The following is a 23,483-nucleotide window of genomic DNA, read 5'->3' as shown; positions in this document are numbered from 1 at the left end:
GGAAGATCCCCGATCGGAGGTCGTTGTGGACGTCTTCGAGAGTGCGAAGCTCGGGCCCGTCACCCTGCGGAACCGGGTCGTCAAGGCCGCCACGTTCGAGGGCATGACGCCGGACGCCCTCGTCACCGACGACCTGATCGAGTACCACCGGCGGCCCGCCGCGGGGGGAGTGGCGATGACGACCGTCGCCTACTGCGCGGTCGCCCCCGAGGGCCGCACCGAGCGGCGGCAGATCTACATGCGGCCCGAGGCCGTTCCGGGGCTGCGGCGCCTCACCGACGCGGTGCACGCCGAGGGCGCCGCGGTGTCCGCGCAGATCGGGCACGCCGGGCCGGTCGCCGACGCCGCCTCCAACAAGATGCGCGGGCTGTCGGCGGGACGGTTCTTCAACCCGATCGGGATGCGCTTCACCAAGCCCGCGACGGCCGAGGACATCGAGCGGGTCACCCGCGCCCACGCCGGCGCGGCGCGGCTGGCGATCGAGGCGGGCTTCGACGCCGTCGAGATCCACTTCGGGCACAACTACCTCGCGAGCTCGTTCCTCAGCCCGCGGCTCAACAAGCGCGACGACGCCTACGGCGGGCCGATCGAGAACCGCGCGAAGGTGGCGCTCGGCATCGCCCGCGCGGTGCGCGAGGAGGTCGGCGACCGGATCGCCGTCACCGCGAAGATCAACATGCGGGACGGCGTGCCGGGCGGGCTGGAGATCGACGACAGCCTGCAGGTGGCGCGGTGGCTGCAGGAGGAGGGGACCGTCGACGCCCTGGAGCTGACGGCGGGCAGCTCGCTGCTGAACCCGATGTACCTGTTCCGCGGCGGCGCGCCGGTCAAGGAGTTCGCCGCGAACTTCAAGCAGCCGCTGCGGACGGGCATCCGGATGTCCGGCACGAAGTTCCTGCGCGCCTACCCGTACCAGGACGCGTTCCTCCTCGAGCACGCCCGCCGCTTCCGCGCCGAGCTGGACCTGCCGCTCATCCTGCTCGGCGGCATCACCAACCGCGAGACCATGGACCGGGCGATGGCGGAGGGCTTCCAGTTCGTCGCGATGGGACGCGCGCTGCTGCGCGAGCCCGACCTGGTCGACCGGATCAAGGCCGACCCGTCGACGCGGTCGCTGTGCATCCACTGCAACCGCTGCATGCCGACCATCTACACCGGCACGCACTGCCCCGAGATCCCGGCGGAGAACCCGGCTTGACCTGGAGCGCGCTCCAACTCGTAGCGTGAGGGGCATGACCACTCCGCAACGCAGGATCGATTCGGGTTTCGGGTTCGAGAGCACGGCGAGCGACGTCCTGGCGGGCATCGACCTGTCCGGGCGGCTGGCCGTCGTGACCGGCGGGTACTCCGGGCTCGGGCTGGAGACGACCCGGGCCCTGGCCGCGGCGGGCGCGCACGTGGTGGTGCCCGCGCGGCGTCCCGCGGTGGCGAAGGAGGCGCTCGACGGGATCGGCGGCGCCGAGGTGGACGAGCTGGACCTCGGCGACCTGGAGAGCGTGCGGGGCTTCGCCGACCGGTTCCTGGCGTCCGGCCGCGGCATCGACATGATCATCGGCAACGCGGCGGTCATGGCCTGCCCGGAGACGCGGGTCGGTCCGGGCTGGGAGGCGCAGTTCGCCACCAACCACCTCGGGCACTTCGCGCTGGTGAACCGGCTGTGGCCGGCGGTCAGGCCCGGCGCCCGCGTCGTCGCCGTGTCCTCGCAGGGGCACCACTTCTCCCGGATGCGCTGGGACGACCCGCACTTCACCCGCGGCTACGACCGGTGGGAGGCGTACGGGCAGGCGAAGACCGCCAACGTGCTGTTCGCCGTGCACCTGGACGCGTTGGCGAAGGACTCCGTGCGCGCGTTCTCCCTCCACCCGGGCAGCATCCTCACGCCGCTGCAGCGGCACATCCCGAAGGAGGACAAGATCGCCTACGGGTGGATCGACGAGGACGGCAACGAGATCGCCCAGGGCTTCAAGACCCCGGAGCAGGGCGCGGCGACGGCGGTGTGGGCGGGGACGTCCCCGCGGCTGGACGGCATGGGCGGCGTCTACTGCATGGACTGCGACATCGCCGAGCCCACCCCGGCCGACGTGCCGGAGGTGCGCGGCCGGAAGGCGGGCGCGCCCGCGCCCGTGGGCGTCCGGCCCTACGCGACCGACCCGGACGAGGCCGCGCGGCTGTGGGCGTACTCGGCCGAGCTGACCGGCGTCGACGCGTTCGCGGAGTAGGGCGTCCCCGGCCCGGGTCCGCGTCGCGGGGCCCGGGCCCGCTGCCGTTCCCGGCCGTCGGCATAATCCCTGGGGAGTGACGGACGGCCGAGAGGTGAGGCGATGATCGACGTGGGCGGCTGGTCGCCGGAGCCGGTGGAGACGGCCGAGGTCATCGACGCGGCGCCGTCGGCCGCGCTCGCCGGGGTGCTGGACGTCGAGCCGCCAGGGGAGGAGCTGCCGCCGCTGTGGCACTGGCTGCACTTCCTCGAACGGCCCGCGCAGCGCGAACTCGGCCCCGACGGGCACCCTCTCGGCGGGCACTTCCTGCCGCCGATCTCCGACCGGCGGCGCATGTTCGCCGGCGGCCGGTTCCGCGTCCGCGAGCCGCTGCGCGTCGGCGACACCGTCACGCGCCGCGCCGAACTGGCCTCCACGGCGGTCAAGCAGGGACGCAGCGGCGAGATGCTGTTCGTCACCGTCCGCCACACGTTCCTGCGGGACGGCGCGGAGATCGCCGTCGAGGAACAGGACCTCGTCTACCGCAGCGGCGACGCGGCGTCCCGCCCGCCGGAGGTGTCCTTCGAGGCGCCTGACGTGAAGGCGCCGTGGACGCTGCCGGTGACCGCCGACCCGGTGCTGCTGTTCCGGTTCAGCGCGCTCACCTACAACGCCCACCGCATCCACTACGACGAGACCTACGCGACCCAGGTCGAGGGACACGGCGGGCTCGTCGTGCACGGACCGCTCCTGGCGATCCTGTGCCTGGAGCTGCCGCGCCGGGCGGGCCTGCAGGTGAACGACCTGTCGTTCCGTGCCCGCAGACCCGTCTACGCGCGGCAGCCCTTCGTCGCGGCCGGATCACCGGACGGCGAACTGTCGATCGAGGCACCCGGCGGCGTCACCGCCATGACCGCGACCTTCAGCGCCTCCTAGGCCGCCGTCACCGGCGGCTCCACGACGGCCGGCCCGTCGCGGCGCTCCGCCCTGATCTGCAGGACGTACCGCTTGACCTCGTCGGCGGCGTCCTCGCGGCTCCAGCCGAGCCGCGGCGCGAGGAGGCCGGCGACGTGCGCCGCCGCGGCGAGGCCGCCGTCCCACTCCTCGATCGACACCCGCAGCCGCCGCGCGAGGACGTCCTCCAGGTGCAGGGCGCCCTCGTGCGTCACCGCGTAGACGGCCTCGGCGCACAGGTAGTCCTCCGCGCCGGGGATCGGGGCGCCGAGCTCCGGCTCCGCGGCGACCAGGTCGAGGACGTCCTGCGCACACGACCCGTACCGGCGCAGCAGGTGCTCGATCCGCGCGACGTGCAGCCCCGAGCGGGCGGCGAGCCGGCGCCGCTCGTTCCACAGCACCTCGAAGCCGTCCGCGCCGAGGATCGGCAGCCGCCCGGTGACCGACGCGGGCACCGCCTCGTCCAGGCCCTCGGCGACCACGTCGACCGCGTCGCGCGCCATGACCCGGTAGGTGGTGAACTTGCCGCCGGTGACGACGACCAGCCCCGGCACCGGCTCGGCGACGGCGTGCTCGCGGGACAGCCGCGCGGTGTCGTCCATCTCGCCGGACAGCAGCGGCCGCAGGCCCGCGTACACGCCCTCGACGTCGTCCATGGTCAGCGGCGTGCGCAGCACCGCGTTCACCCGCTCCAGCAGGTAGCCGATGTCGGTGTGGTCGGCGACCGGCTCGTCCGGGCCCTCGTCGTGCGGGGTGTCGGTCGTGCCGACCAGCCAGTGCCGGCCCCACGGGATGATGAACAGCACGCTGCGCTCGGTCCGGGTGATCAGCCCGGTGTCCATCGGGATCCGGTCGCGCGGCACCACCAGGTGGACGCCCTTGGACGCGCGCACCGCGAACGCCGCGCGCGACCCCGTCATCGCCTGCGCGCCGTCCGTCCACACGCCCGTCGCGCAGACGACCCGGCGGGCCCGGACGGTGATCTCCCGCCCGCCCTCCAGGTCCACGACGTGCGCCCCGGTGACCCGCTCGCCCTCGCGGAGGAACCCCGTCACCTCGGCGCGCGTGGCGACCCTCGCGCCGTACCGGGCGGCGGTACGGGCGACCATCATCGTGTAGCGGGCGTCGTCCACCTGCGCGTCGTAGTACTGGATCGCGCCGACGAGCGCGTCCGAGCGCAGCGCCGGCGCCTCCCGCAGCGCGCCGCGCCGGGTGAGCTGCCGGTGCCGGGGCAGCGACCGCGCGCCGCCCATCGTGTCGTACAGGGTCACGCCGGCGCTGACGTACGCCCGCTCCCACACCCGGTTGCGCAGCGGGTACAGGAACTGGACGGGCCGCACCAGGTGCGGCGCGAGCCGGTGCAGCAGCAGGGCGCGCTCCCGCAGCGCCTCGCGGACCAGCCCGAAGTCGCGCTGCTCCAGGTAGCGGAGCCCGCCGTGGATCAGCTTGCTGGAGCGGCTGGAGGTGCCGGCCGCCCAGTCGCGCGCCTCCACCAGGGCCACGGACAGGCCCCGGGAGACCGCGTCGAGCGCGGCGCCCGCGCCGACGATGCCGCCGCCGACGACCAGGACGTCGAACTCGTTCTCGGCCAGGGCGCGCAGGGTGTCCTCGCGGTACCGAGGGCCGAGGGCTACGGATGTCACTGCTTGCTCCCGATGAGGGGTGATCGGTCAGGATGGTGCGGGCGGGGCCGGCGCCGGTTCCCCGGCCCCGCCGCGCGTGTCGTCCCGGCCGGGTCTAGTCGACGTCGACCCAGTCGAGGGTTCGGTTGACGGCCTTCTTCCAGCCGGCGTAGCCGGTGGCGCGCTGCTCGTCGTCCCAGGTGGGCTGCCAGCGCTTGGCCTCGTTCCAGTTCTGGCGCAGCTCGTCGGTGGTGTTCCAGAACCCGACGGCGAGGCCGGCGGCGTAGGCGGCGCCGAGCGCGGTCGTCTCGGCGACGACGGGACGCGACACCGGGACGCCGAGGATGTCGGCCTGCATCTGCATGCACAGCTCGTTGGCGGTGATCCCACCGTCGACCTTGAGCGTGTCGAGGGCGACGCCGGAGTCCTCGCGCATCGCCTCGACGACGTCCCGCGACTGGTAGCAGATCGACTCGAGGGTGGCGCGGGCCAGGTGGGCGTTGGTGTTGAAGCGGGACAGGCCGACGATCGCGCCGCGCGCGTCCGACCGCCAGTAGGGGGCGAACAGGCCGGAGAACGCGGGGACGAAGTAGACGCCGCCGTTGTCCTCGACCTGCCGGGCGAGCGCCTCGCTCTGCGCGGCGCCGGAGATGATGCCGAGCTGGTCGCGCAGCCACTGCACCGCCGACCCGGTCACCGCGATCGAGCCCTCCAGCGCGTACACCGGCTTGTCGGACCCGAACTGGTAGCAGACCGTGGTCAGCAGCCCGTTCTTCGACCGGACCAGCTCGTTGCCCGTGTTCAGCAGCAGGAAGTTGCCGGTGCCGTAGGTGTTCTTGGCCTCGCCGGGCGAGAAGCACACCTGGCCGACCGTCGCGGCCTGCTGGTCGCCGAGCGCGGCCGTCAGTGGGACCTCGCCGCCGAGCGGCCCGTCCGGGCGGGTCAGCCCGTACGCCTCGGACGTCGACGACGGCCTGATCTGCGGCAGCATCGCGCGCGGGATGCCGAAGAACGACAGCAGCTCGTCGTCCCAGTCGAGGGTCTCCAGGTCCATCAGCATGGTGCGGCTGGCGTTCGTGACGTCCGTGACGTGCGCGCCCCCGTCGGGACCGCCCGTCAGGTTCCACAGCACCCAGCTGTCGGTCGTCCCGAAGATCGCGTCGCCGCGCTCGGCCGCCTCCCGGACCCCGTCGACGTTCTCCAGGATCCACTGGATCTTGCCGCCGGAGAAGTAGGTCGCGGGCGGCAGCCCGGCCTTGCGCCGGATGACGTCGCCCTTGCCGTCGCGCTCGAGCGCGGAGGCGATGCGGTCGGTGCGGGTGTCCTGCCAGACGATCGCGTTGAAGTAGGGCCGCCCGGTGCGGCGGTCCCACACCAGCGTCGTCTCCCGCTGGTTGGTGATGCCGAACGCGGCGAGGTCGGCGTGGGTCAGGTTCGCCTTGTTCAGCGTGCTCTGGATGACCGCGCGGGTGCGCTCCCAGATCTCGGTGGGGTTGTGCTCGACCCAGCCGGCCTGCGGCAGGATCTGCTCGTGCTCGAGCTGGTGGCGGGCGATCTCGTTGCCGCCGTGATCGAAGATCATGAAGCGGGTGCTCGTGGTGCCCTGGTCGAGCGCTCCGACGAAGTCAGCCATGTGCGGAATCTCCAGTGGGAAGGGCCTGCGGACGGGGACGAGAAGCGATCATGCCGGTCGCTCCCGGGGGACGGCCTCCCGCGCCCCCCGGTTCGCTTCGCTCATGCGGCTTCGTACTCGGGCTCGGGCTTGGCGACGTCCGGCTCCACGTCGTCGGACGGCAGGAACCAGCCGATCAGCAGCTTGTACAGGCCGGCGCCGAGCACGCCGCCGATGAGCGGCGCGACGATCGGGACCCAGAAGTACAGATCCCCGTTCTGGTCCTTCCAGGCGCCGCCGTAGCCGGTGATGAACTGCGCGAGGCGCGGGCCGAAGTCGCGCGCCGGGTTGATCGCGTAGCCGGCGTCCGAACCGAACGCCATGCCGATCCCCACGACCAGCAGCCCGATCAGGAACGGGCCGAGGTTGGCCAGCGGCGGCGCGTTCCGCGCGTCGGTGAGCGCCTTGATGACGAACAGCAGGATCGCGGTGCCGATGACCTGGTCGCGGAACGCGCCCCAGGTGCCGACGGGCAGGGTCCCGTTGCCCGGCAGCGTCGAGAAGACGCCCTGGGTCTTGATGGTGTGGCCGGGGTCGACCTTGGCCAGGATCTCGCTGTAGTTCCAGCGGACGATCAGCGCCGCGATGAACGCGCCGGCGGTCTGGGCGGCGATGTAGGGCGCCACCTTCCGCCAGGAGAACTCCTTGAACGCGGCCAGCGCGACCGTGACCGCGGGGTTGAGGTGGGCGCCGCTGATCCGCGCGGCGACGTAGACGCCGAGCGTGACGCCGAGGCCCCAGGCCCAGGCGATGCTGTCGTGGTCGCCGATGTCGGCCCCGGCGACCTGCGCGACGACGCCGACCCCGAACAGGATCAGGATCATCGTTCCGGCGAACTCGGCGGCGAGCTCACCGGCCAGCGGTGGGAATTTCCGGCGTTCCGCCATGTCTCCAGCTCCTCGGCTGCGGGGGTGGACGCAAAGCCCCATGAGGCTGGCCAGAACGTAAGACGCGGATGAGCCGGAAACAACGGAAGGCTGCCGACAATGTCGAACACTTTCCCCGCCGCCCGGCGCCGGTTACCCTCCCCCCTGTGCACCAGATCACAGAATCCGGGCAGTTCGGGACGGAAACGGCGGTGATGACGACGGCTGCCGACATTGTCGGCACCCTGGCCCGAGAACTAGCATCGGGTTCATGCCCGGACCTGTGCAGTCGATCGAGCGGGCCGCCGCGATCCTGCGGCTGCTCGCCGCCAGCTCCGGCCGGCTCGGCGTCGGTGAGATCGCCAGCTCGCTCGGGCTCGCCCGCGGCACCGCGCACGGCATCCTGCGCACCCTGGAGCGGGTCGGCTTCGTCGAGCAGGACGGCGGCACCGGAAAGTACCAGCTCGGCGCCGCCCTGCTCCACCTCGGCACCAGCTACCTGGACGTCAACGAGCTGCGCTCCCGGGCGATCAACTGGGCCGACGCGCTCGCCTCGCGCAGCGGCGAGGCCGTCCGCATCGGCACCCTGCTCGACGGGAAGGTCCTGGTCGTCCACCACGTCTTCCGGCCCGACGACACCCTCCAGGCGCTGGACGTCGGGTCGCTGCTGCCGCTGCACGCGACCGCGCTCGGCAAGGCGCTGCTGGCGCACGACGCCAACGCGGCGGCGTCCATCCGCGACACCGAGCTGGAGTCCTACTGCCGCCGGACGATCACCGATCCGCGCCTGCTCGCACGGGCCGCCACCCGGGTCCGGGAGAACGGCTGGGCGGCGGAGGTCGAGGAGCTGTCCATCGGCGAGGCCGGCATCGCCGCCCCGATCCGCGGGTACGGGGGACTCGTCGTCGGGGCCATCGGGATCTCCGGCGCGGTCGAGCGGATCTGCGACACCGGCCGCGCCCCCGAGCCCCGGCTGGTGGCGTTCGTGCGGGACGCGGCCCGCGCCGTCTCCCGCGACCTCGGGGGCTCGCGATGGTGACGCGCGGGGGCCGCTGATGGCGGGGCGGACGGCGGCGCCGGCCGGCGCCCGGCGGGCCCGGGAGACGGGGAAGGGGCACGGCGGGGGAGAGGGCGCAACGTGACCGAACGCTACGTGATGTCGATCGACCAGGGCACCACCTCGACCCGGTGCATCCTGTTCGACCACGGCGGCCGGCTGGTGTCGGTGGCGCAGCGCGAGCACCGGCAGCACTTCCCGAAGCCCGGCTGGGTCGAGCACGACCCGATGGAGATCTGGCGGAACCTGGAGCGGATCGCGCCGGAGGCGCTCGCCCAGGCGGGCGTGACGGCGAACCAGGTCGCGGCCGTCGGCATCGCCAACCAGCGCGAGACGACCGTGCTGTGGGACCGGCTCACCGGCGTGCCCATCGGCCGCGCCATCGTGTGGCAGGACATGCGGACCGGCGCCCTGGTCGACGAGCTGGGCCGCGCGCCCGGCGCCGCGATCGTCACCGAGCGCAGCGGCCTGCCCCTCGCCACCTACTTCTCCGCGCCGCGCATCCGCTGGCTGCTCGACCACACGCCCGGCCTGCGCGAGCGCGCCGAGCGCGGCGAGGTGCTGTTCGGCACCATGGAGAGCTGGCTGATCTGGAATCTCAGCGGCGGCGTCGACGGCGGCGTGCACGTCACCGACGTCACCAACGCCAGCCGCACCTTGCTGATGGACCTGCACACGCTGTCCTGGGACGACGACCTGCTCGCGTTCTTCGGGGTGCCGCGGGCGATGCTGCCGGAGATCAGGTCGTCCACCGAGACCTACGGGACGGCCCGCCGGGTGTTCCCCGGGGTGCGGGTCGGCGCCGCGCTCGGCGACCAGCAGGCGGCGCTGTTCGGCCAGACGTGCTTCGCGCCCGGCGAGACCAAGTGCACCTACGGCACCGGCGCGTTCCTGCTGATGAACACCGGGACGAAGCCGGTGCGGTCGGAGAACGGGCTGCTCACCACCGTCGGCTACAAGATCGGCGACGAGCCGGCCGTGTACGCGCTGGAGGGCTCGATCGCGATCACCGGCGCGCTCGTCCAGTGGTTCCGCGACGGGCTCGGGCTGATCACCACCGCGCCGGAGATCGAGACGCTCGCCCGGACGGTGAGCGACAACGGCGGCTGCTACATCGTCCCGGCGTTCTCCGGGCTGTTCGCGCCGCACTGGCGCAGCGAGGCCCGCGGCATCATCGTCGGCCTGACCTCCTACATCACCAAGGGCCACCTGGCGCGGGCGGTGCTGGAGGCGACCGGCTGGCAGACCCGCGAGGTCGTGGACGCGATGAACCGCGACTCCGGGCTCAGCCTCCGGGAGCTGAAGGCCGACGGCGGCATGACCTCGGACAACCTGCTGATGCAGATGGTCGCCGACATGCTGAACGTGCCGGTGGCGCGGCCGATGGTGGTCGAGACCGTCTCGCTCGGCGCCGCGTACGCCGCCGGGCTGGCCGTCGGCTACTGGGCGGGGCTGGAGGGGCTGCGGCGCAACTGGCACCGCGCGGCCCGCTGGGTCCCGGCGATGGACGCGGGCCGCCGCGACCACGAGTACGACAACTGGAAGCGCGCCGTGGAGCGCACCTTCGACTGGATCCGGGCGGGCGAGGAGCCCGACGACGCGCCTTGAGCGCGCGGCGCGTCAGATCCGGTTCCGCTCGACGAGCTGCTTGACGATCACGTTGCGCTGGATCTCGTTGGTGCCCTCGCCGACGATCATCAGCGGGGCGTCCCGGAAGTAGCGCTCGATGTCGAACTCGGTGGAGTAGCCCGCCGCGCCGTGGATCCGGACGGCGTTGAGGGCGATCCGCATCGCCGCCTCGGACGCGTAGAGCTTGGCCATGCCCGCCTCCATGTCGCACCGCTCGCCGGCGTCCAGCCGTTCGGCGGCGTCGAGGGTGAGCAGCCGCGCCGCGCGCAGCTCGGTGGCCATGTCGGCGAGGTAGTTGCCGACGGACTGGTGCTTCCAGATCGGCTTGCCGAACGCCTCGCGCTCCTGGGCGTAGCGGACGGAGTCCTCCAGCGCGGCCCGGGCCACGCCGAGCGCGCGCGCCGCGACCTGGATCCGGCCGACCTCCAGACCGCGCATCATCTGCGCGAACCCGCGGCCCTCCTCGCCGCCGAGCACCGCGTCCAGCGGCGCCTCGTGGCCGTCGAACGACAGCTCGCAGCTCTCCACGCCCTTGTAGCCGAGCTTCGGCAGGTCGCGGGAGACGGTCAGGCCCGGGCCCTTCTCGACCAGCAGGATGCTGATGCCGCGGTGGCGGGGCTCGGCGTCGGGGTCGGTCTTGCACAGCAGCGCGATCAGGCCGGACATGCGCGCGTTGGTGATCCACATCTTGGCGCCGTCGATCACGTACCGGTCGCCGTCACGGCGCGCCGTCGTGCCCATCGACTGCAGGTCGGAGCCGCCGGACGGCTCGGTCAGCGCCATCGTGGCGCGCAGCTCGCCGGTCGCCATCCGGGGCAGGTACCGGCGCTTCTGCTCCTCGGTGCCGAAGACCGCGAGCAGGTGCGAGACGACCGTGTGCCCGCCGAACGCGCCCGCGAGCGACATCCAGCCGCGCGCCAGCTCCTCGGTGACGAGGGCGTAGCAGGTTTTCGAGACCGAGACCTCGCCGTACGGCTCGGGCACGGCGAGCCCGTAGACGCCCAGCTCCTTCATGCGGGCGATCAGGTGCTCGGGGTAGGCGTCGGCGTGCTCGAGGTCGCGGGCCGCCGGCCGGACCTCCTTGTCGACGAAGTCCGCGACGACCTCGACGATGGCGCGCTCCTCGTCGCTCAGCGTGAACACGGCTGCCGTCCTCCTCGAGCCCTGGCGCCGGCGAGCGCCCTTTCATATATTTGATTTGAAAACAATCGTTGTCAACTTCGAGCGGCCGGGAATCCGGCGACGGGACCCGGGGAGAAGCGCCCGTCTCCTACATAATGTTGGGGATCACGCAGGCGCACGGGGAGACGATGACAGTGCCGATATCCGGCGGCCGGGCCCTCGGCAGGCGCCGCCAGCTCAGCGACGAGGTGGCCGCCTACGTCCGCGAGCTCATCATGTCCGGCCAGGTCAGGCACGGGGAGTTCCTCCGGCTCGAGCGGATCGCCGACGACCTCGGGATCAGCGTCACCCCGGTCCGCGAGGCGCTGCTGTCGCTGCGCGGCGAGGGCTTCGTCACGCTGGAGCCGCGCCGCGGGTTCATGCCGGCGCCGCTGTCGCGCCAGGACGTCCAGGACCTGTTCGAGGCGCAGGCCTACTTCGCCGGCGAGCTGGCCAGCCGCGCCGCCGAGAAGATCACGCGGGACGAGCTGCAGGCGCTCGACCAGACGCAGCGCTTGCTGGAACAGGCGTCCAAGGCCGCGGACGCCGAGGGCATCGAGCGGGCCAACCACCAGTTCCACCGGGTGATCAACCTGTGCGCCGACTCGCCGAAGACGGCGTGGCTGCTGCAGCTGGTGGTGCGGTACGCGCCGCGCCGCTTCTACTCCAGCATCCAGGGCTGGAGCCAGGCCTCCGTCGACGACCACCAGCTGATCCTCGCGGCGCTGCGGGCCGAGGACGCCGAGGCCGCGCGCGGCGCGATGCGCGCGCACATCAGGCACGCCGGGACGCTGCTGGTCGTGCACCTGGAGGCGCAGGGGTTCTGGGCCGGCCAGGCCGGCTGACCGGGGGTCGCCCCTTCCCGGGGTCGACCTCTCCCCATATCGTATAAAAAATTGCCAGGGAGGGATCGATGGACGACCGGGACTCCGCAGCACCGCCCGCCCCCGCGCGCGGATCGGCGGCAGGCGCGTGACCGCCGCCGAGGACGCCGAGGACGCCGGCGACGTCGTCGAGGTCGACGACCACGACGCGACCCGGGTCCTGACGCTGAACCGTCCCGGCGCGCGCAACGCGATCGACATCCCGGTGCGCCTGCGGCTCCTGGACGAGCTGCGGCGCGCCGCCGACGACCCGGCCGTCCGCGCGATCGTGCTGACCGGCGCGGGCGGCACGTTCTCGGCGGGCGGCGACCTGCGGTCGATGGAGGGCGCCGGGCCGGACGAGGTCCGCGAGCGGCTGGCGCCGGTGCACCGGGCCGTCCGGATCATCGCGACCTGCGGGACACCGGTGATCGCGGCCGTGGAGGGCGCCGCCGCCGGGCTCGGCGTGTCCCTCGCCGCGATCTGCGACCACGTGGTGGCCGCCGAGGACGCCCGGTTCGTCGCGGCGTTCGGCAAGGTCGGGCTGGTCGCCGACGGCGGGCTGCTGTGGACGCTCCCGCAGCGCGTCGGGATGGGCCGCGCCAAGGAGATGCTCGTGTTCGGCCGCACGGTGCCCGCGCCGCGGGCCTTCGAGATCGGGCTCGCCGACTCGCTCGCCCCGCCGGGCAAGGCGCTGGACGCGGCGCTGGAACTGGCCGCCGAGGCGGCGTCGCTCGCCCCGCTGTCGGTCGCCGCCGCGAAACGGCTGCTCGCGCGCGCCGACCACAGCCTGAAGCGGCTGCTGGAGGCGGAGCGGGAGGAGCAGGCCGCGCTGTTCGGCACCGCCGACTTCGCCGAGGGCCGCGCCGCGTTCGCCGAGCGCCGCGCCGCCCGTTTCGAGGGCCGTTGAGCCGCCGGCCCCGCGACTTCTTCGCGCAGGCGTCTGATCCGGGAGGGAATGGAACGTGAGCAGGCTGCAGCAGACCTACGGGCTGACGGACGAGCAGCGGGAGATCGTCGCGACGGTGCGGGCGTTCGTCGACAAGGAGATCCTCCCGGTCGCCACGGAGCTGGAGCACGCCGACGCGTACCCGCAGGCGATCGTGGACGGGATGAAGGGGCTCGGCCTGTTCGGGCTGATGATCGGCGAGGAGCACGGCGGGCTCGGCGAGTCGCTGCTGACCTACGCGCTGGCGGTGGAGGAGCTGTCGCGCGGCTGGATGAGCGTGTCCGGCATCGTCAACACCCACTTCATCGTCGCCTGGATGATCACCCATCACGGCACGCCGGAGCAGAAGGCGCACTACCTGCCGAAGATGGCGACCGGGGAGATCCGCGGCGCGTTCTCGATGTCGGAGCCGGGCTGCGGCTCGGACGTCTCGGCGATCAGGACCCGCGCCGTGCCGGACGGCGACGCGTACATGATCGATGGCCAGAAGATGTGGCTGACCAACGGCGGCTCCGCGAACCTCGTCGCCACGCTCGTCAAGACCGACCCGGACGCCGGGCACCGCGGCATGACGACGTTCCTGGTCGACAAGACGCCCGGGTTCGGGGAGGTCGCGCCCGGCCTGACCGTCCCCGGGAAGATCGAGAAGATGGGGTACAAGGGCGTCGACACGACCGAGCTGATCTTCGACGCCTACCGGATCCCGTCCGCGCAGATCCTGGGCGGGACGCCCGGGCGCGGCTTCTACCAGATGATGGACGGCGTCGAGGTGGGCCGCGTCAACGTCGCGGCCCGCGGGTGCGGCGTCGCCCGTCGCGCCTACGAGCTGGCCCTCGACTACGCGCGGCGGCGCGAGACGTTCGGCAAGCCGATCGCCGAGCACCAGGCCGTCATGTTCCGGCTCGCCGAGATGGCGACGAAGGTCGAGGCCGCGCACCAGATGATGGTGATGGCGGCGCGCCGCAAGGACTCCGGCGAGCGCAACGACCTCGAGGCGGGCATGGCCAAGTACCTGGCCAGCGAGTACTGCAAGGAGGTCGTGGAGGACGCCTTCCGCATCCATGGCGGCTACGCCTACTCCAAGGAGTACGAGATCGAGCGGCTCTACCGGGAGGCGCCGATGCTGCTGATCGGCGAGGGCACCGCCGACATCCAGAAGATGATCATCGGCCGCCGGCTGCTGGAGGGCTGAGGCGCAGATGCTCCCCCTCGAAGGCATCACCGTCGTCGCTCTGGAGCAGGCGGTGGCGGCGCCGTTCGCCACCCGGCAGCTCGCCGACCTCGGCGCCCGCGTCATCAAGGTCGAGCGCGTGGACGGCGGCGACTTCGCCCGCGCCTACGACGCGAACGTGCGCGGCGGGCTCGGCACCCACTTCGCGTGGCTGAACCGGTCGAAGGAGTCGGTCGCGCTCGACCTCAAGCAGGACGAGGGGCGCGCGATCCTCGCCGAGCTGGTCGCGGGCGCGGACGTGTTCCTGCAGAATCTCGCCCCCGGCGCCGCCGCCCGCCTCGGCTTCGGCGCGGAGGAGCTGCGGTCCCGCGACCCCCGGCTGATCGTCGTCGACATGTCCGGATACGGGACGCGCGGCCCGTACCGCGACAAGCGCGCCTACGACATGCTCGTCCAAGCCGAGGCGGGGCTGATCTCGGTGACGGGAACCCCGGAGACGCCGGTGAAGGCGGGCTCGCCGCTGGCCGACATCGCCGCCGGGATGTACGCCTTCTCCGGGACGCTCGCGGCGCTCGTCCGGCGCGGCACCACCGGCGAGGGCGCGGCGATCGAGGTCACCATGTTCGACGCGGTCGCCGAATGGATGAGCCAGGCGATGTACACGACCCTCTACACGGGCTCGGTGCCGCCGCGGACCCGGCTGAGCCACCCGGTGATCTCCCCGTACGACGCCTACCCGACCGCCGACGGGGTCGACGTCGTCATCGGCGTGCAGAACGACCGCGGCTGGGCGGCGCTGGCGAACGGCGTCCTGGACCGTCCTGACCTCGTCACCGATCCCGAATACGCGACGAACCTGGCGCGGGTCCGCAACCGCGAGAAGGTGGACGCGATCGTCTCCGGCGTCACGTCGGCGATGGGCCGCGAGGAGCTGCTACGCCGGCTGGATGAGGCGGGCGTCGCGAACGCGTCGCTGAACGACACCCGCGGGCTGATCGCGCACCCGCAGCTCGCCGAGCGCGACCGCTGGCGCGAGGCCGGCTCCCCGGTCGGGACGATCCGCGCGATCCGCCCGCCGATCACGTTCGCCGACGTCGAGGCGCGGATGGACCCGGTCCCGGCGCTCGGCGAGCACACCGAGGCCGTGCTGCGCGAGCTGGGCCGTGACGACGCGGCGATCGGGCGGCTGAGCGAGTCCGGGACCGTGCGGCTGCACGCGGCGGCGCCGCCGGCCACCTGAGCGGCACGGTCCCGGAGATCACCCGCCGTCGCGGATCACCATGGCTCCGCCGAGGCGACGGCGATGTGCGGGCGGCCCGTGATGGGGTGCGCGCCGATGTGGGCGCGCACCCCGAACACGTCCGCGACGAACTCCGGCGTCAGCACCTCCAGCGGCGGCCCGGACGCCCGGACCCGCCCGCTCTGCAGGACGACCACCCGGTCGCAGTAGGCGGCCGCGTGGTCGAGGTCGTGCAGCGCGGCCAGCAGTGTCAGCCCGAGCGACCGGACCAGGTCGAGCAGGCCGAGCTGCGCGCGGACGTCCAGGTGGTTGGTCGGCTCGTCGAGGATCAGCAGCGGTGCCTCCTGCGCCAGAGCCCGCGCGACCAGCGCGCGCTGCCGCTCCCCGCCCGACAGGGTGGAGAACAGCCGGTCGGACGCGTGCGCCAGCCCGACCCGTTCCAGCGCGTCCGCCACCACGGCGCGATCCGCGGCGTTCTCGCGTTCGAGGACGCCCTTGTGCGGTGCCCGCCCCATCGCGACGACCTCGGCGACGGAGAACTCGCCGCCGAGGTCGCCGTGCTGGGTGACGACCGCCCGCCGCAGCGCCGCCCGCCGCGCCCGCATCCGCCACAGGTCGTCGCCGTCCAGCGACACCACCCCGGCGGACGGCCGCAGCGACCGGTACACGGTGCGCAGCAGCGTCGACTTGCCGCTGCCGTTCGGGCCGATGAGCCCGACGAACGCGCCGGGCTCGGCGACCAGGTCCACGTCCGACACGATCGTGGTGCCGTCGATCTCGGCGGTGACGCCCGCGATGTCGAGCCGCATCAGCCCGCGCCTCCCGCGCGCCGCCGCAGCAGCCACAGGAAGAACGGCACGCCGAGGCCGGTGGTGAAGATGCCGATCGGCAGCTCGTTGGGCCGGTCGGCGGTGCGCGCCGCGATGTCGACCGCGACGAGGAACACCGCGCCGCCGAGCGCCGCGACCGGCAGCACCCGGCGGTGGTCGGCGCCGACGAGGAACCGGGCGGCGTGCGGCACCATCAGCCCGACGAACCCGATCCCGCCGACGACGCTGACCGACGTCGCCGTCAGCAGCGACGCGACGACCAGCAGAGCGATCCGCAGTGCCGGCACGGACGCGCCGAGCCCGGCGGCCGCGTCGTCCCCGGCCAGCAGCGCGTTCATGCCCCGTCCCCGCAGCAGCAGGAACAGCGTGCACGCCGCGATGACGGCGGCGGGCACGCCGAGGTCGGACCAGGTCGCGCCCGCGACGCTGCCCATCAGCCAGAACATCAGGCCCTGCAGCTCCGACGGGTCGAGCCGCAGCTGCACGAAGCTCGTCGCGGCCGAGCACAGGTACCCGACGGCGACCCCGGCCAGCACGAGCCGCGAGTCCAGCAGCCGCCCGCCGCGCTGCGCGAGCGCGTAGACGGCCAGGACGCTCAGCGCCGCCGTCGCGAACGCCGCGCCGGTCACGCCGAGCCCGCCGAACGCCGTCGCGCCGAACGAGACGACCAGCACCGCGCCCAGCGACGCCCCCGCCGACACGCCGAGGACGTACGGGTCGGCGAGCGGGTTGCGGACGAGCGCCTGCAGCGCCACGCCGGCGACGCTCAGCCCCGCGCCGACGAGGGCCGCGACCAGCACGCGGGGCGTGCGGATCTCCCAGATCACCTGGTCGCGCAGCGGGTCCGGGGACGCCGCGCCGGTGAGGTGGGAGGCGATCACCCGCCAGACCGCACCGGGCGGCAGGTCGACCGAGCCGATGGTGATGCCCGCGACGGCGATGGCGGCGAACGCGGCGGCGAGCCCGGCGAGCAGGACGGCGACCATCCGGCCGGGCACCAGGTGCGGGCCCCGCCGCCGCGCCGGGCGCTCGGCGATCACGCTGCGCTCAGCCATCGCCGTGCACCGCCTTCGCCAGCTTCTCGACCGCCCAGGCGTTGAGCGGACCGAGGAACGCGCCGTCCGCGACGGTCGTGTAAGAGCCGGTCTTGGACGCCTGCCACTGCGGGTACTCGGCGAACAGCTTGCGCGCCTCCGCGGCCGGGTCCTCGGACGGGGTGAAGGCGCCCACGGCGAGGACGTCGACCTGCGCCATGGCCAGCTGCTCCTTCGTGAGCGTGGCGGTGACGTCGCGCGACCGCCCGGCGAACGCGTTGACGCCGCCGGCCGCCCAGATCACCTCGTCGGTGATGCGCCCGGTCATGACGGCGGGCAGCCCGGCGGCGTTCATCATCGACATGCCGGGATAGACGATCAGCACCTTCCGCGCCGGCTTGCCGGCGACCCGCGCCCGGACCGCGTCGACGCGCCGCCGCAGGCCCGCCGACACGTCCGCGGCCTTCCGCTGGACGTCGAAGACCCGGCCGAGCAGGGCGAGGAAGTCGTACGACGACTCGATCGAGATCCGCTCGTACGCCCGCTTCTCGGCGTCCGACGCGCTCGGCTTGCCGTAGGCGCAGTTCACCGGGTTGACGAGGGTGGTGATGCCGGCGGCGGCGAGCTGCTCGCGGGTCGCGAGGCCGCGCTTGGCGTCGAACCCGCCCGACCACGTCGAGACCACGAGATCGGGTTTGGCGGCGAGGACCTGCTCGGCGGGCACCTCGAAGTTCCGGTTCATGGTGAGCCCGCCGGTCGGCAGCGCCTTCACGGCCGCGACCATCGACGGGTCGTCCGACACGCCGTACGACTGGGCGTTCGCGAGGACGCGGCCCTGCAGCCCGAGCAGCACGAAGCTCTCCGACTCGGCGACCGACGTCCCGTTCAGGATCAGCACCCGCCGCGGCGGCCCGGCGAACGTCACCTTCTGCCCGCAGTTGCGGATGGTCAGGGGATAGGAGGTCTTGCCAGGGGCGCCGGTCGGGACGTCGGACGCCTCGCCGGCGGGGGAGCCCGAGCACGCGGCGGCGCCCAGGAGCGCCCCGGCGGCCAGCGCGCACAGCGCGGCCCGCCGGGACGGCTTGCCTTCGAACATGGGAGTTCCTTGTTTCCGGTGGTCATCAGGGCATGGCGAAGGCACGCCGAACCGACCGCGCTCTTCGGCGCGGTTAGGCGGCGTGCTGCAGGACCACCGGGGGAGGCCCGCGGCGCCGGACGGCGCGGGCGAGCAGGACGCCGCGGCGCGGCGCGGGGTCGTCCGCGACCACCACCGGCCACGGCGGACGGTGCGCCGGAGCGGGCGCCCGGACGATCAGCCGGGCGAGGACGACCGCGAAGACCGCCCCGTACAGCCACCACAGGGCCCGCTCGGCGTACGCGAGCAGGACCGAGGCCGCGAGGGCGGCGGCCGCGTGGCCCGCCAGCATCGGCGGGCCCATCGCGAGACCGGGCGCCGCCATCGGCTCCGCGCCGGGCGCCATGTGGTGGGCGGGGGACGACGCGGACACGGTGAACGCGAGGTGGAAGGCGACCTGCGCCCACCCGACGACGGCCAGGATCCGCCGGAACGACATCATCCGCCCGGCGAGCCCGACGCACAGCGCGCCCACCACCCCGCCCGCGGCGAGGATCGCCGGGAGCGGCGGCAGGCAGCAGGCGCCGCCCACGACGTGGCCGGCGAGCGAGAGCAGCGCGCAGGCGGCGGCGAGGAAGCCGCCGCGCGCCCAGCGCGCCGCCGCCGTCCCCGAGCCGATCACGTGGCCAGCCTAGAGCCGGGTCCCGGGGACCCGCCGCCGCCCCCGACGATCATGACCCGCCGCCCACGACCCGGCCGCCGGATATCGTGGCGGCATGGCCAGGACGACCCCCGCCTCCGCACCCGACCGCCGCCGCGAGGAGATGCGCGACTTCCTGCGCACCCGCCGCGCCCGGCTCACGCCCGCCGACGTCGGCATGCCCGACGCGGGCCGGCGCCGGACGCCGGGCCTGCGGCGCGAGGAGGTCGCCGTGCTCGCCGGCGTCGGCGTGTCCTGGTACACGTGGCTGGAGCAGGGACGCGACATCAAGGTGTCCGGCGAGGTGCTGGACGCCATCGCCCGCGCGCTCCGGCTCGACGCCGCCGAGCGCGAGCACCTGTACCTGCTGGCCGGGCTGAACCCGCCGCGGCGCGAGGCCGGTCCCGCCGTCCCGATCACGCCGGAGCTGCAGCGGGTGCTGGACGCGTGGTCGCCGCGGCCCGCCTACGTCCGGGACCGGCACTGGAACTTCGTCGCGATCAACGACGCGGCCCGCGCGGTGTTCGGGTTCGGCGACACCGACCACAACTGCCTGGTGTCGTTCTTCACCAACGCCCGCTACCGCGAGATGCACATGGAATGGGCCGCGGCGGCGCCGGACGTCGTCGCCCGCTTCCGCGCGGACGCCGCCCGCTACCCCGACGACCCGGAGTTCGGCCGGATCGCCGACGACATGATCGCGGCCAGCCCGGAGTTCGCCGAGCTGTGGCCCCGGCACGAGGTCAGCTCGGCCATCCAGGCGGTGAAGGGCGTCCGCCATCCCGAGGCCGGCGAGATGGTCTTCGAGGGGACGCTGCTGCCGCTCGCCGACCGTCCCGGCACCCACCTCGTGCTGCAGAACCCGCGGCCCGGCACCGGCACCCTGGAGCGCCTGGAGAGGCTGATGGCGCGGCGCGGGCTGGCCGCGGCGAGCTGACCCGCGCCCGCGAGGGTGGTGGTGGCAGACCCAGGATGAGCGGAGTCTGTCTGCCCCTCCGGCGGTCCGGCACGATCGTTCCCGAAGGAACCGGATGAAGGGAACGGCCGTGAGGAATCGTGATTTCGCAGGTACGCCGGTCGGCGCGGTCGGCCTCGGCTGCATGGGCATGAGCTGGGCGTACACCGAGTCCGAGCGCGACGACGACGCGTCGGTGGCGCTGATCCGGGAGGCGCTCGACATGGGCGTCACGTTCCTGGACACGGCGCAGCCCTACGGCGACGGCCACAACGAGACGCTGGTCGGGCGGGCCCTCGCCGGCCGCCGCGACGAAGCCGTGCTCGCCACGAAGACGGGCCTCGTCGTCGAGTCGCTGGCCACGCGGAAGATCGTCCGGAACGGGCGGCCGGAGCACGTCAAGGCGTCCGCCGAGGACAGCCTCCGCCGCCTGGACACCGACGTGATCGACCTCTACTACCTGCACCGCGTCGACCCGGACGTGCCGCTCGCCGACACCTGGGGCGCGATGGCGGAGCTGGTCGCCGAGGGCAAGGTGCGCCGGCTCGGCCTTTCGGAGGTCAGCGTGGCGCAGGCCGCCGAGGCGCACGCGATCCACCCGGTCGCGGCGGTCCAGTCCGAGCTGTCGCTGTGGACGCGCGACGCGCTCGGGCAGCCGGGGACGCAGGCCGCCGGCGACGGCGTCGGCGCGGTCTCCGGCGCGGTCTCCGGTGCGGTCTCCGGCGCGGGCGACGCGGGCGACGTGGTGGGCTGGTGCGCCGCCAACGGCGCGGCGTTCGTCCCGTTCTCGCCGCTCGGCCGCGGGTTCCTCACCGGGACCGTCACCGCCGCCGACTTCGAGGACGGCGACTTCCGTGGCGCCAACCCGCGCTTCCAGGAGGAGGCGCTGAAGGCCAACCTGCGGATCGTCGACGTCGTGAAGGCCGTCGCCGAGCGGCACGGCGCCACCCCGGCGCAGGTGGCCATCGCCTGGACGCTCGCGCAGGGCGAGCACGTCATCCCGATCCCGGGTACGAAGAAGCAGCGGTACCTGCGCGACAACGCCGGGGCCGCCGACCTCGACCTCACCGAGACCGACCTGGCCGAGCTGGACGCCGTCCCCGCGGCCGTTGGAGGGCGTTACTGATGAAGGCCGTCACCATTCCCGCGTTCGGCGAGGCCGACGTGCTGCGCGTGGACGAGATCAAGGTCCCCGAGCCGGGACCGGGGCAGGTGTCCATCGACGTCGCGTACGCGGGCGCCAACTTCGCCGAGGTGCTGTACCGGCGGGGCGTCGTGGACGTGCCGCTGCCGTTCGTCCCCGGGATCGAGGTGTCCGGGCACGTCCGCGCGGTCGGGCCCGACGTCGAGGGGCTGCGTCCCGGCCAGCCCGTCGCCGCGCTGACGATCGTCGACAGCGGCGGCTACGCCGAGGTCGTCGTGACGTCCGCGGACCTGGTCGCGCCGCTGGACGGCCTCGACCTGGGCCTGGACGTCGCCGCCGCGATCCCGTCCAACAGCACGACCGCGTTCCTCGTCCTGGACCGGGCGGCGCGCATCGAGCCGGGCGAGACCGTGCTCGTGCACGCCGCCGCCGGCGGCGTCGGCAGCCAGCTCGGCCAGGCGGCCCGGCAGCTCGGCGCGGGCCGGGTGGCCGGCACCGTCGGCGGCCCGGCGAAGATCGAGACGGCGCGCGGTTTCGGCTACGACGACGTCGTGCTCCGCGACGAGCTGCCGGACCGGGTCGCGGACCTCACCGGCGGGCGCGGGTTCGACATCGTGGTGGACATGGTCGGCGGCCCGGCGCGCCGCACCAGCCTCGACGCCCTCGCCCCGATGGGCCGGATGATCGTGATGGGCAACGCGTCCGGCGCGGACGACGTGGGCGTGTCGGCGAACGAGCTGTGGTTCACCAACAAGTCCGTGTCGGGGTTCAACCTCGCCGCGTTCTCGGCGGCGTTCCCGGCGGACGCGGGCCGGGCGCTGCGCCGCGCCGTGGCCGCCGCGGCCTCCGGTGACCTGCGGCTGCAGGTGGAGGAGCTGCCCCTGGAGCAGGCCGCGGAGGCGCACCGGCGCATCGAGTCGGGCGCCACGACCGGCAAGCTCGTCCTCGCGGTGCGCGGCTGACGCTCACACCGCCGTGACCAGCCACGCGGTGCCCCGCAGCCGGACGCCGCCGGGCGTCTCGAACGGGCGGGCCGCGTCGGCCAGCGCGGCCCGCGCGCGTCCGGCGGCGGCTTCGTCCGGGGCGCCGCCGAAGGCGCTCCAGGCGAGGACGAACGAGGCGGCCGCCTCCGCGTCCGGCCCGAGGACGATCGACGTCTCGACCGGTTCGGAGCGGACGTCGGTGAACCCGGCGGCGCCGAGGACGGCCGCGATCCGGTCGGGCCGGGACAGCGAGTGCACGTCGGAAGGGGGCGCGTCCGCCATCGCCGGGGGCATGGCGGCCGCGACGATGCCCGGCAGGTCGTTGCCGCCGGGCGGGCCGACGGTCGTGAACACCAGCCGTCCGCCCGCCTTCAGGGCCCGGCGCACGTTGCCGAAGGCGGCCACCGGGTCGCGGAAGAACATCATGCCGAACCGGCTGATCGCGACGTCGAACTCCCCGCCGGGGAACGGATGCGTCTGCGCGTCGCCCGCCTCGAACGCGACGTTGCCCAGGCCCTCGTCGTCGGCGAACGCGCGGGCCTGGGCGAGGAGGGGCTCCGAGATGTCGTTGCCGAGGACGCTCCCGCGCGCGGCGAGCCGTGCGGCGCGCCGCGAGGTCGCGCCGTAGCCGCAGCCGATGTCGAGCACGCGCCCGGTGGACGGGACGGCGGCGGCGGCGAAGAGGGCGGCGTCGTACCCGCCGCTGACCACCTCGTAGCGGGCGGCGTCCGCGGCGCGGTCGGCGGGTTCCACGGTCATGCCTTCCGCGCCGGGGCGGGCGCCTCGGCGGCCAGGGCCAGCAGCTCGTCGACCGACCACTGGTCGTAGGCGTGCTCGCCGTACTTCGCCGCGACCAGGCGCCCGTCCGCGCCGATCAGGAAGTCGCCGGGCAGGCCCAGCCGGCCGCCGGCGGGGCTGGACGACGGCAGGTGCTCGCGGCCCCGGATCACCTGCCAGGTCCCGGTGATCACGGCCCACAGCAGCGGGCCCCACACGCGCGGGTCGAGCAGCGCCCGGCGCGCGGACTCGACGCCGAACTCGGCGTACAGCCTCTTCGAGGGGTCGCCGACGACGGGGAACGGCAGGCCGGTGACGTGCTCGCGCAGCTCCTCGTCGGGGGAGTGGAACACCACGATCTCGCGGATGCCGGCGGCCTCGATCTCGGCGTGCCGGACGACGAACGAGCGCAGGTGCAGGTTGCAGATCGGGCAGCCCGCGAACCGGCGGAACTGCAGGTGGACGAGGTGGGCGGGGTCGGGGACGGGGACCGGCGGGCCGCCGACCGGGGTCAGCTCGCGGGCCGGGACGTCGGATCCTGGGGCCAGGCGCATGCGTCGCTCCTTTAAGCGTATGGCGTACACCTACGATCGTAAGCGTATG

Annotated in this window: 22 protein-coding genes; 12 read left to right on the top strand and 10 right to left on the bottom strand. The window is 73.7% G+C overall.

Features of this window, described 5'->3' with window-relative positions:
- The first annotated feature begins 25 nt into the window (after positions 1 to 25).
- The 3 genes from AB0C78_RS17175 (at position 26) to AB0C78_RS17165 (ending at position 3,134) form a co-directional block, all read left to right on the top strand.
- Positions 26 to 1,198: an NADH:flavin oxidoreductase gene (locus AB0C78_RS17175; RefSeq protein ID WP_360748331.1), complete on the top strand. Its 1,173-nt coding sequence runs from the start codon at positions 26 to 28 to the stop codon at positions 1,196 to 1,198.
- A gap of 34 nt (positions 1,199 to 1,232) precedes the next feature.
- A complete protein-coding gene (locus tag AB0C78_RS17170) occupies positions 1,233 to 2,219 on the top strand; it encodes an SDR family NAD(P)-dependent oxidoreductase (RefSeq protein WP_360748328.1) in 987 nt (328 codons plus the stop codon).
- A gap of 102 nt (positions 2,220 to 2,321) precedes the next feature.
- The gene (locus AB0C78_RS17165) at positions 2,322 to 3,134 is read left to right on the top strand and encodes a MaoC family dehydratase N-terminal domain-containing protein (protein ID WP_360748325.1); all 813 of its coding nucleotides are present in this window, start codon (positions 2,322 to 2,324) and stop codon (positions 3,132 to 3,134) included.
- Here AB0C78_RS17165 and AB0C78_RS17160 read toward each other — a convergent pair.
- The 3 genes from AB0C78_RS17160 to AB0C78_RS17150 form a co-directional block, all read right to left on the bottom strand.
- On the bottom strand, positions 3,131 to 4,795 hold the full coding sequence (locus AB0C78_RS17160) for a glycerol-3-phosphate dehydrogenase/oxidase (protein ID WP_151542942.1): 1,665 nt from the start codon (positions 4,793 to 4,795) through the stop codon (positions 3,131 to 3,133). The two genes, AB0C78_RS17165 and AB0C78_RS17160, sit on opposite strands and share 4 nt — an antisense overlap.
- Before the next feature lie 94 nt (positions 4,796 to 4,889).
- Entirely contained in the window at positions 4,890 to 6,407 is a 1,518-nt protein-coding gene (gene glpK / locus AB0C78_RS17155; protein ID WP_360748322.1) for a glycerol kinase GlpK, read from the bottom strand.
- A gap of 101 nt (positions 6,408 to 6,508) precedes the next feature.
- Complete coding sequence (locus AB0C78_RS17150; RefSeq protein WP_360748319.1) at positions 6,509 to 7,333, bottom strand: MIP/aquaporin family protein; 825 nt, start codon at positions 7,331 to 7,333, stop codon at positions 6,509 to 6,511.
- Between the two features lie 250 nt (positions 7,334 to 7,583).
- On the opposite strand from AB0C78_RS17150, the gene AB0C78_RS17145 reads away from it, so the two are divergent.
- Together AB0C78_RS17145 and glpK (AB0C78_RS17140) are read left to right on the top strand one after the other, a co-directional pair.
- On the top strand, positions 7,584 to 8,351 hold the full coding sequence (locus AB0C78_RS17145) for an IclR family transcriptional regulator (protein WP_151542937.1): 768 nt from the start codon (positions 7,584 to 7,586) through the stop codon (positions 8,349 to 8,351).
- 99 nt (positions 8,352 to 8,450) lie between these two features.
- Positions 8,451 to 9,977, top strand: coding sequence for a glycerol kinase GlpK (glpK, locus tag AB0C78_RS17140; RefSeq protein WP_360748316.1), 1,527 nt, complete (start codon positions 8,451 to 8,453; stop codon positions 9,975 to 9,977).
- A 12-nt stretch (positions 9,978 to 9,989) separates the two neighbouring features.
- Here glpK (AB0C78_RS17140) and AB0C78_RS17135 read toward each other — a convergent pair whose 3' ends face one another.
- Positions 9,990 to 11,141, bottom strand: coding sequence for an acyl-CoA dehydrogenase family protein (locus AB0C78_RS17135; RefSeq protein WP_360748313.1), 1,152 nt, complete (start codon positions 11,139 to 11,141; stop codon positions 9,990 to 9,992).
- A 167-nt stretch (positions 11,142 to 11,308) separates the two neighbouring features.
- Here AB0C78_RS17135 and AB0C78_RS17130 point away from each other — a divergent pair, with 167 nt between their 5' ends.
- From AB0C78_RS17130 to AB0C78_RS17115, 4 genes are all read left to right on the top strand, one after another.
- Positions 11,309 to 12,004, top strand: a complete 696-nt coding sequence (locus AB0C78_RS17130; RefSeq protein ID WP_360748310.1) for a GntR family transcriptional regulator — start codon at positions 11,309 to 11,311, stop codon at positions 12,002 to 12,004.
- Positions 12,005 to 12,131: 127 nt separating this feature from the next.
- On the top strand, positions 12,132 to 12,932 hold the full coding sequence (locus AB0C78_RS17125) for an enoyl-CoA hydratase/isomerase family protein (protein WP_360748307.1): 801 nt from the start codon (positions 12,132 to 12,134) through the stop codon (positions 12,930 to 12,932).
- Positions 12,933 to 12,987: 55 nt separating this feature from the next.
- On the top strand, positions 12,988 to 14,163 hold the full coding sequence (locus AB0C78_RS17120) for an acyl-CoA dehydrogenase family protein (RefSeq protein WP_360748304.1): 1,176 nt from the start codon (positions 12,988 to 12,990) through the stop codon (positions 14,161 to 14,163).
- A 7-nt stretch (positions 14,164 to 14,170) separates the two neighbouring features.
- On the top strand, positions 14,171 to 15,382 hold the full coding sequence (locus AB0C78_RS17115) for a CaiB/BaiF CoA-transferase family protein (protein ID WP_360748301.1): 1,212 nt from the start codon (positions 14,171 to 14,173) through the stop codon (positions 15,380 to 15,382).
- Positions 15,383 to 15,417: 35 nt separating this feature from the next.
- Here AB0C78_RS17115 and AB0C78_RS17110 read toward each other — a convergent pair whose 3' ends face one another.
- The 4 genes from AB0C78_RS17110 to AB0C78_RS17095 all read right to left on the bottom strand — a co-directional run bounded on the left by AB0C78_RS17110 (position 15,418) and on the right by AB0C78_RS17095 (position 19,003).
- On the bottom strand, positions 15,418 to 16,191 hold the full coding sequence (locus tag AB0C78_RS17110; RefSeq protein ID WP_360748298.1) for an ABC transporter ATP-binding protein: 774 nt from the start codon (positions 16,189 to 16,191) through the stop codon (positions 15,418 to 15,420).
- Positions 16,191 to 17,267 carry an iron ABC transporter permease gene (locus tag AB0C78_RS17105; RefSeq protein WP_360748295.1) on the bottom strand — a complete coding sequence of 359 codons (1,077 nt, stop codon included), beginning with the start codon at positions 17,265 to 17,267 and terminating at the stop codon, positions 16,191 to 16,193. Before AB0C78_RS17105 ends, AB0C78_RS17110 begins: the two co-directional genes overlap by 1 nt.
- Positions 17,260 to 18,342 (bottom strand): ABC transporter substrate-binding protein, encoded by a 1,083-nt coding sequence (locus tag AB0C78_RS17100; protein ID WP_360748292.1) that lies wholly within the window; start codon positions 18,340 to 18,342, stop codon positions 17,260 to 17,262. The genes AB0C78_RS17105 and AB0C78_RS17100 overlap by 8 nt, the downstream gene beginning before the upstream one ends.
- 73 nt (positions 18,343 to 18,415) lie before the next feature.
- Positions 18,416 to 19,003, bottom strand: a complete 588-nt coding sequence (locus AB0C78_RS17095; protein WP_360748289.1) for a hypothetical protein — start codon at positions 19,001 to 19,003, stop codon at positions 18,416 to 18,418.
- A gap of 94 nt (positions 19,004 to 19,097) precedes the next feature.
- On the opposite strand from AB0C78_RS17095, the gene AB0C78_RS17090 reads away from it, so the two are divergent.
- The 3 genes from AB0C78_RS17090 to AB0C78_RS17080 all read left to right on the top strand — a co-directional run bounded on the left by AB0C78_RS17090 (position 19,098) and on the right by AB0C78_RS17080 (position 22,082).
- The gene (locus tag AB0C78_RS17090) at positions 19,098 to 19,958 is read left to right on the top strand and encodes a helix-turn-helix transcriptional regulator (RefSeq protein WP_151542919.1); all 861 of its coding nucleotides are present in this window, start codon (positions 19,098 to 19,100) and stop codon (positions 19,956 to 19,958) included.
- Between the two features lie 109 nt (positions 19,959 to 20,067).
- Positions 20,068 to 21,102, top strand: a complete 1,035-nt coding sequence (locus tag AB0C78_RS17085) for an aldo/keto reductase (protein ID WP_360748285.1) — start codon at positions 20,068 to 20,070, stop codon at positions 21,100 to 21,102.
- On the top strand, positions 21,102 to 22,082 hold the full coding sequence (locus AB0C78_RS17080; protein WP_151542915.1) for a zinc-binding dehydrogenase: 981 nt from the start codon (positions 21,102 to 21,104) through the stop codon (positions 22,080 to 22,082). The genes AB0C78_RS17085 and AB0C78_RS17080 overlap by 1 nt, the downstream gene beginning before the upstream one ends.
- Before the next feature lie 3 nt (positions 22,083 to 22,085).
- Here the strand turns inward: AB0C78_RS17080 and AB0C78_RS17075 are convergent, their stop codons facing one another.
- On the bottom strand, positions 22,086 to 22,862 hold the full coding sequence (locus tag AB0C78_RS17075; RefSeq protein WP_360748282.1) for a class I SAM-dependent methyltransferase: 777 nt from the start codon (positions 22,860 to 22,862) through the stop codon (positions 22,086 to 22,088).
- On the bottom strand, positions 22,859 to 23,434 hold the full coding sequence (locus tag AB0C78_RS17070; RefSeq protein ID WP_360748279.1) for a peroxiredoxin-like family protein: 576 nt from the start codon (positions 23,432 to 23,434) through the stop codon (positions 22,859 to 22,861). The genes AB0C78_RS17075 and AB0C78_RS17070 overlap by 4 nt, the downstream gene beginning before the upstream one ends.
- Positions 23,435 to 23,483: the final 49 nt, after the last annotated feature.

The sequence above is a fragment of the Actinomadura sp. NPDC048394 genome (genome assembly GCF_040651755.1).
GTDB classification, from domain to species: domain Bacteria; phylum Actinomycetota; class Actinomycetes; order Streptosporangiales; family Streptosporangiaceae; genus Spirillospora; species Spirillospora montaniterrae.
Note: the sequence above shows the minus strand (reverse complement) of the source record. Positions and strands in the feature narration are given on the sequence as shown.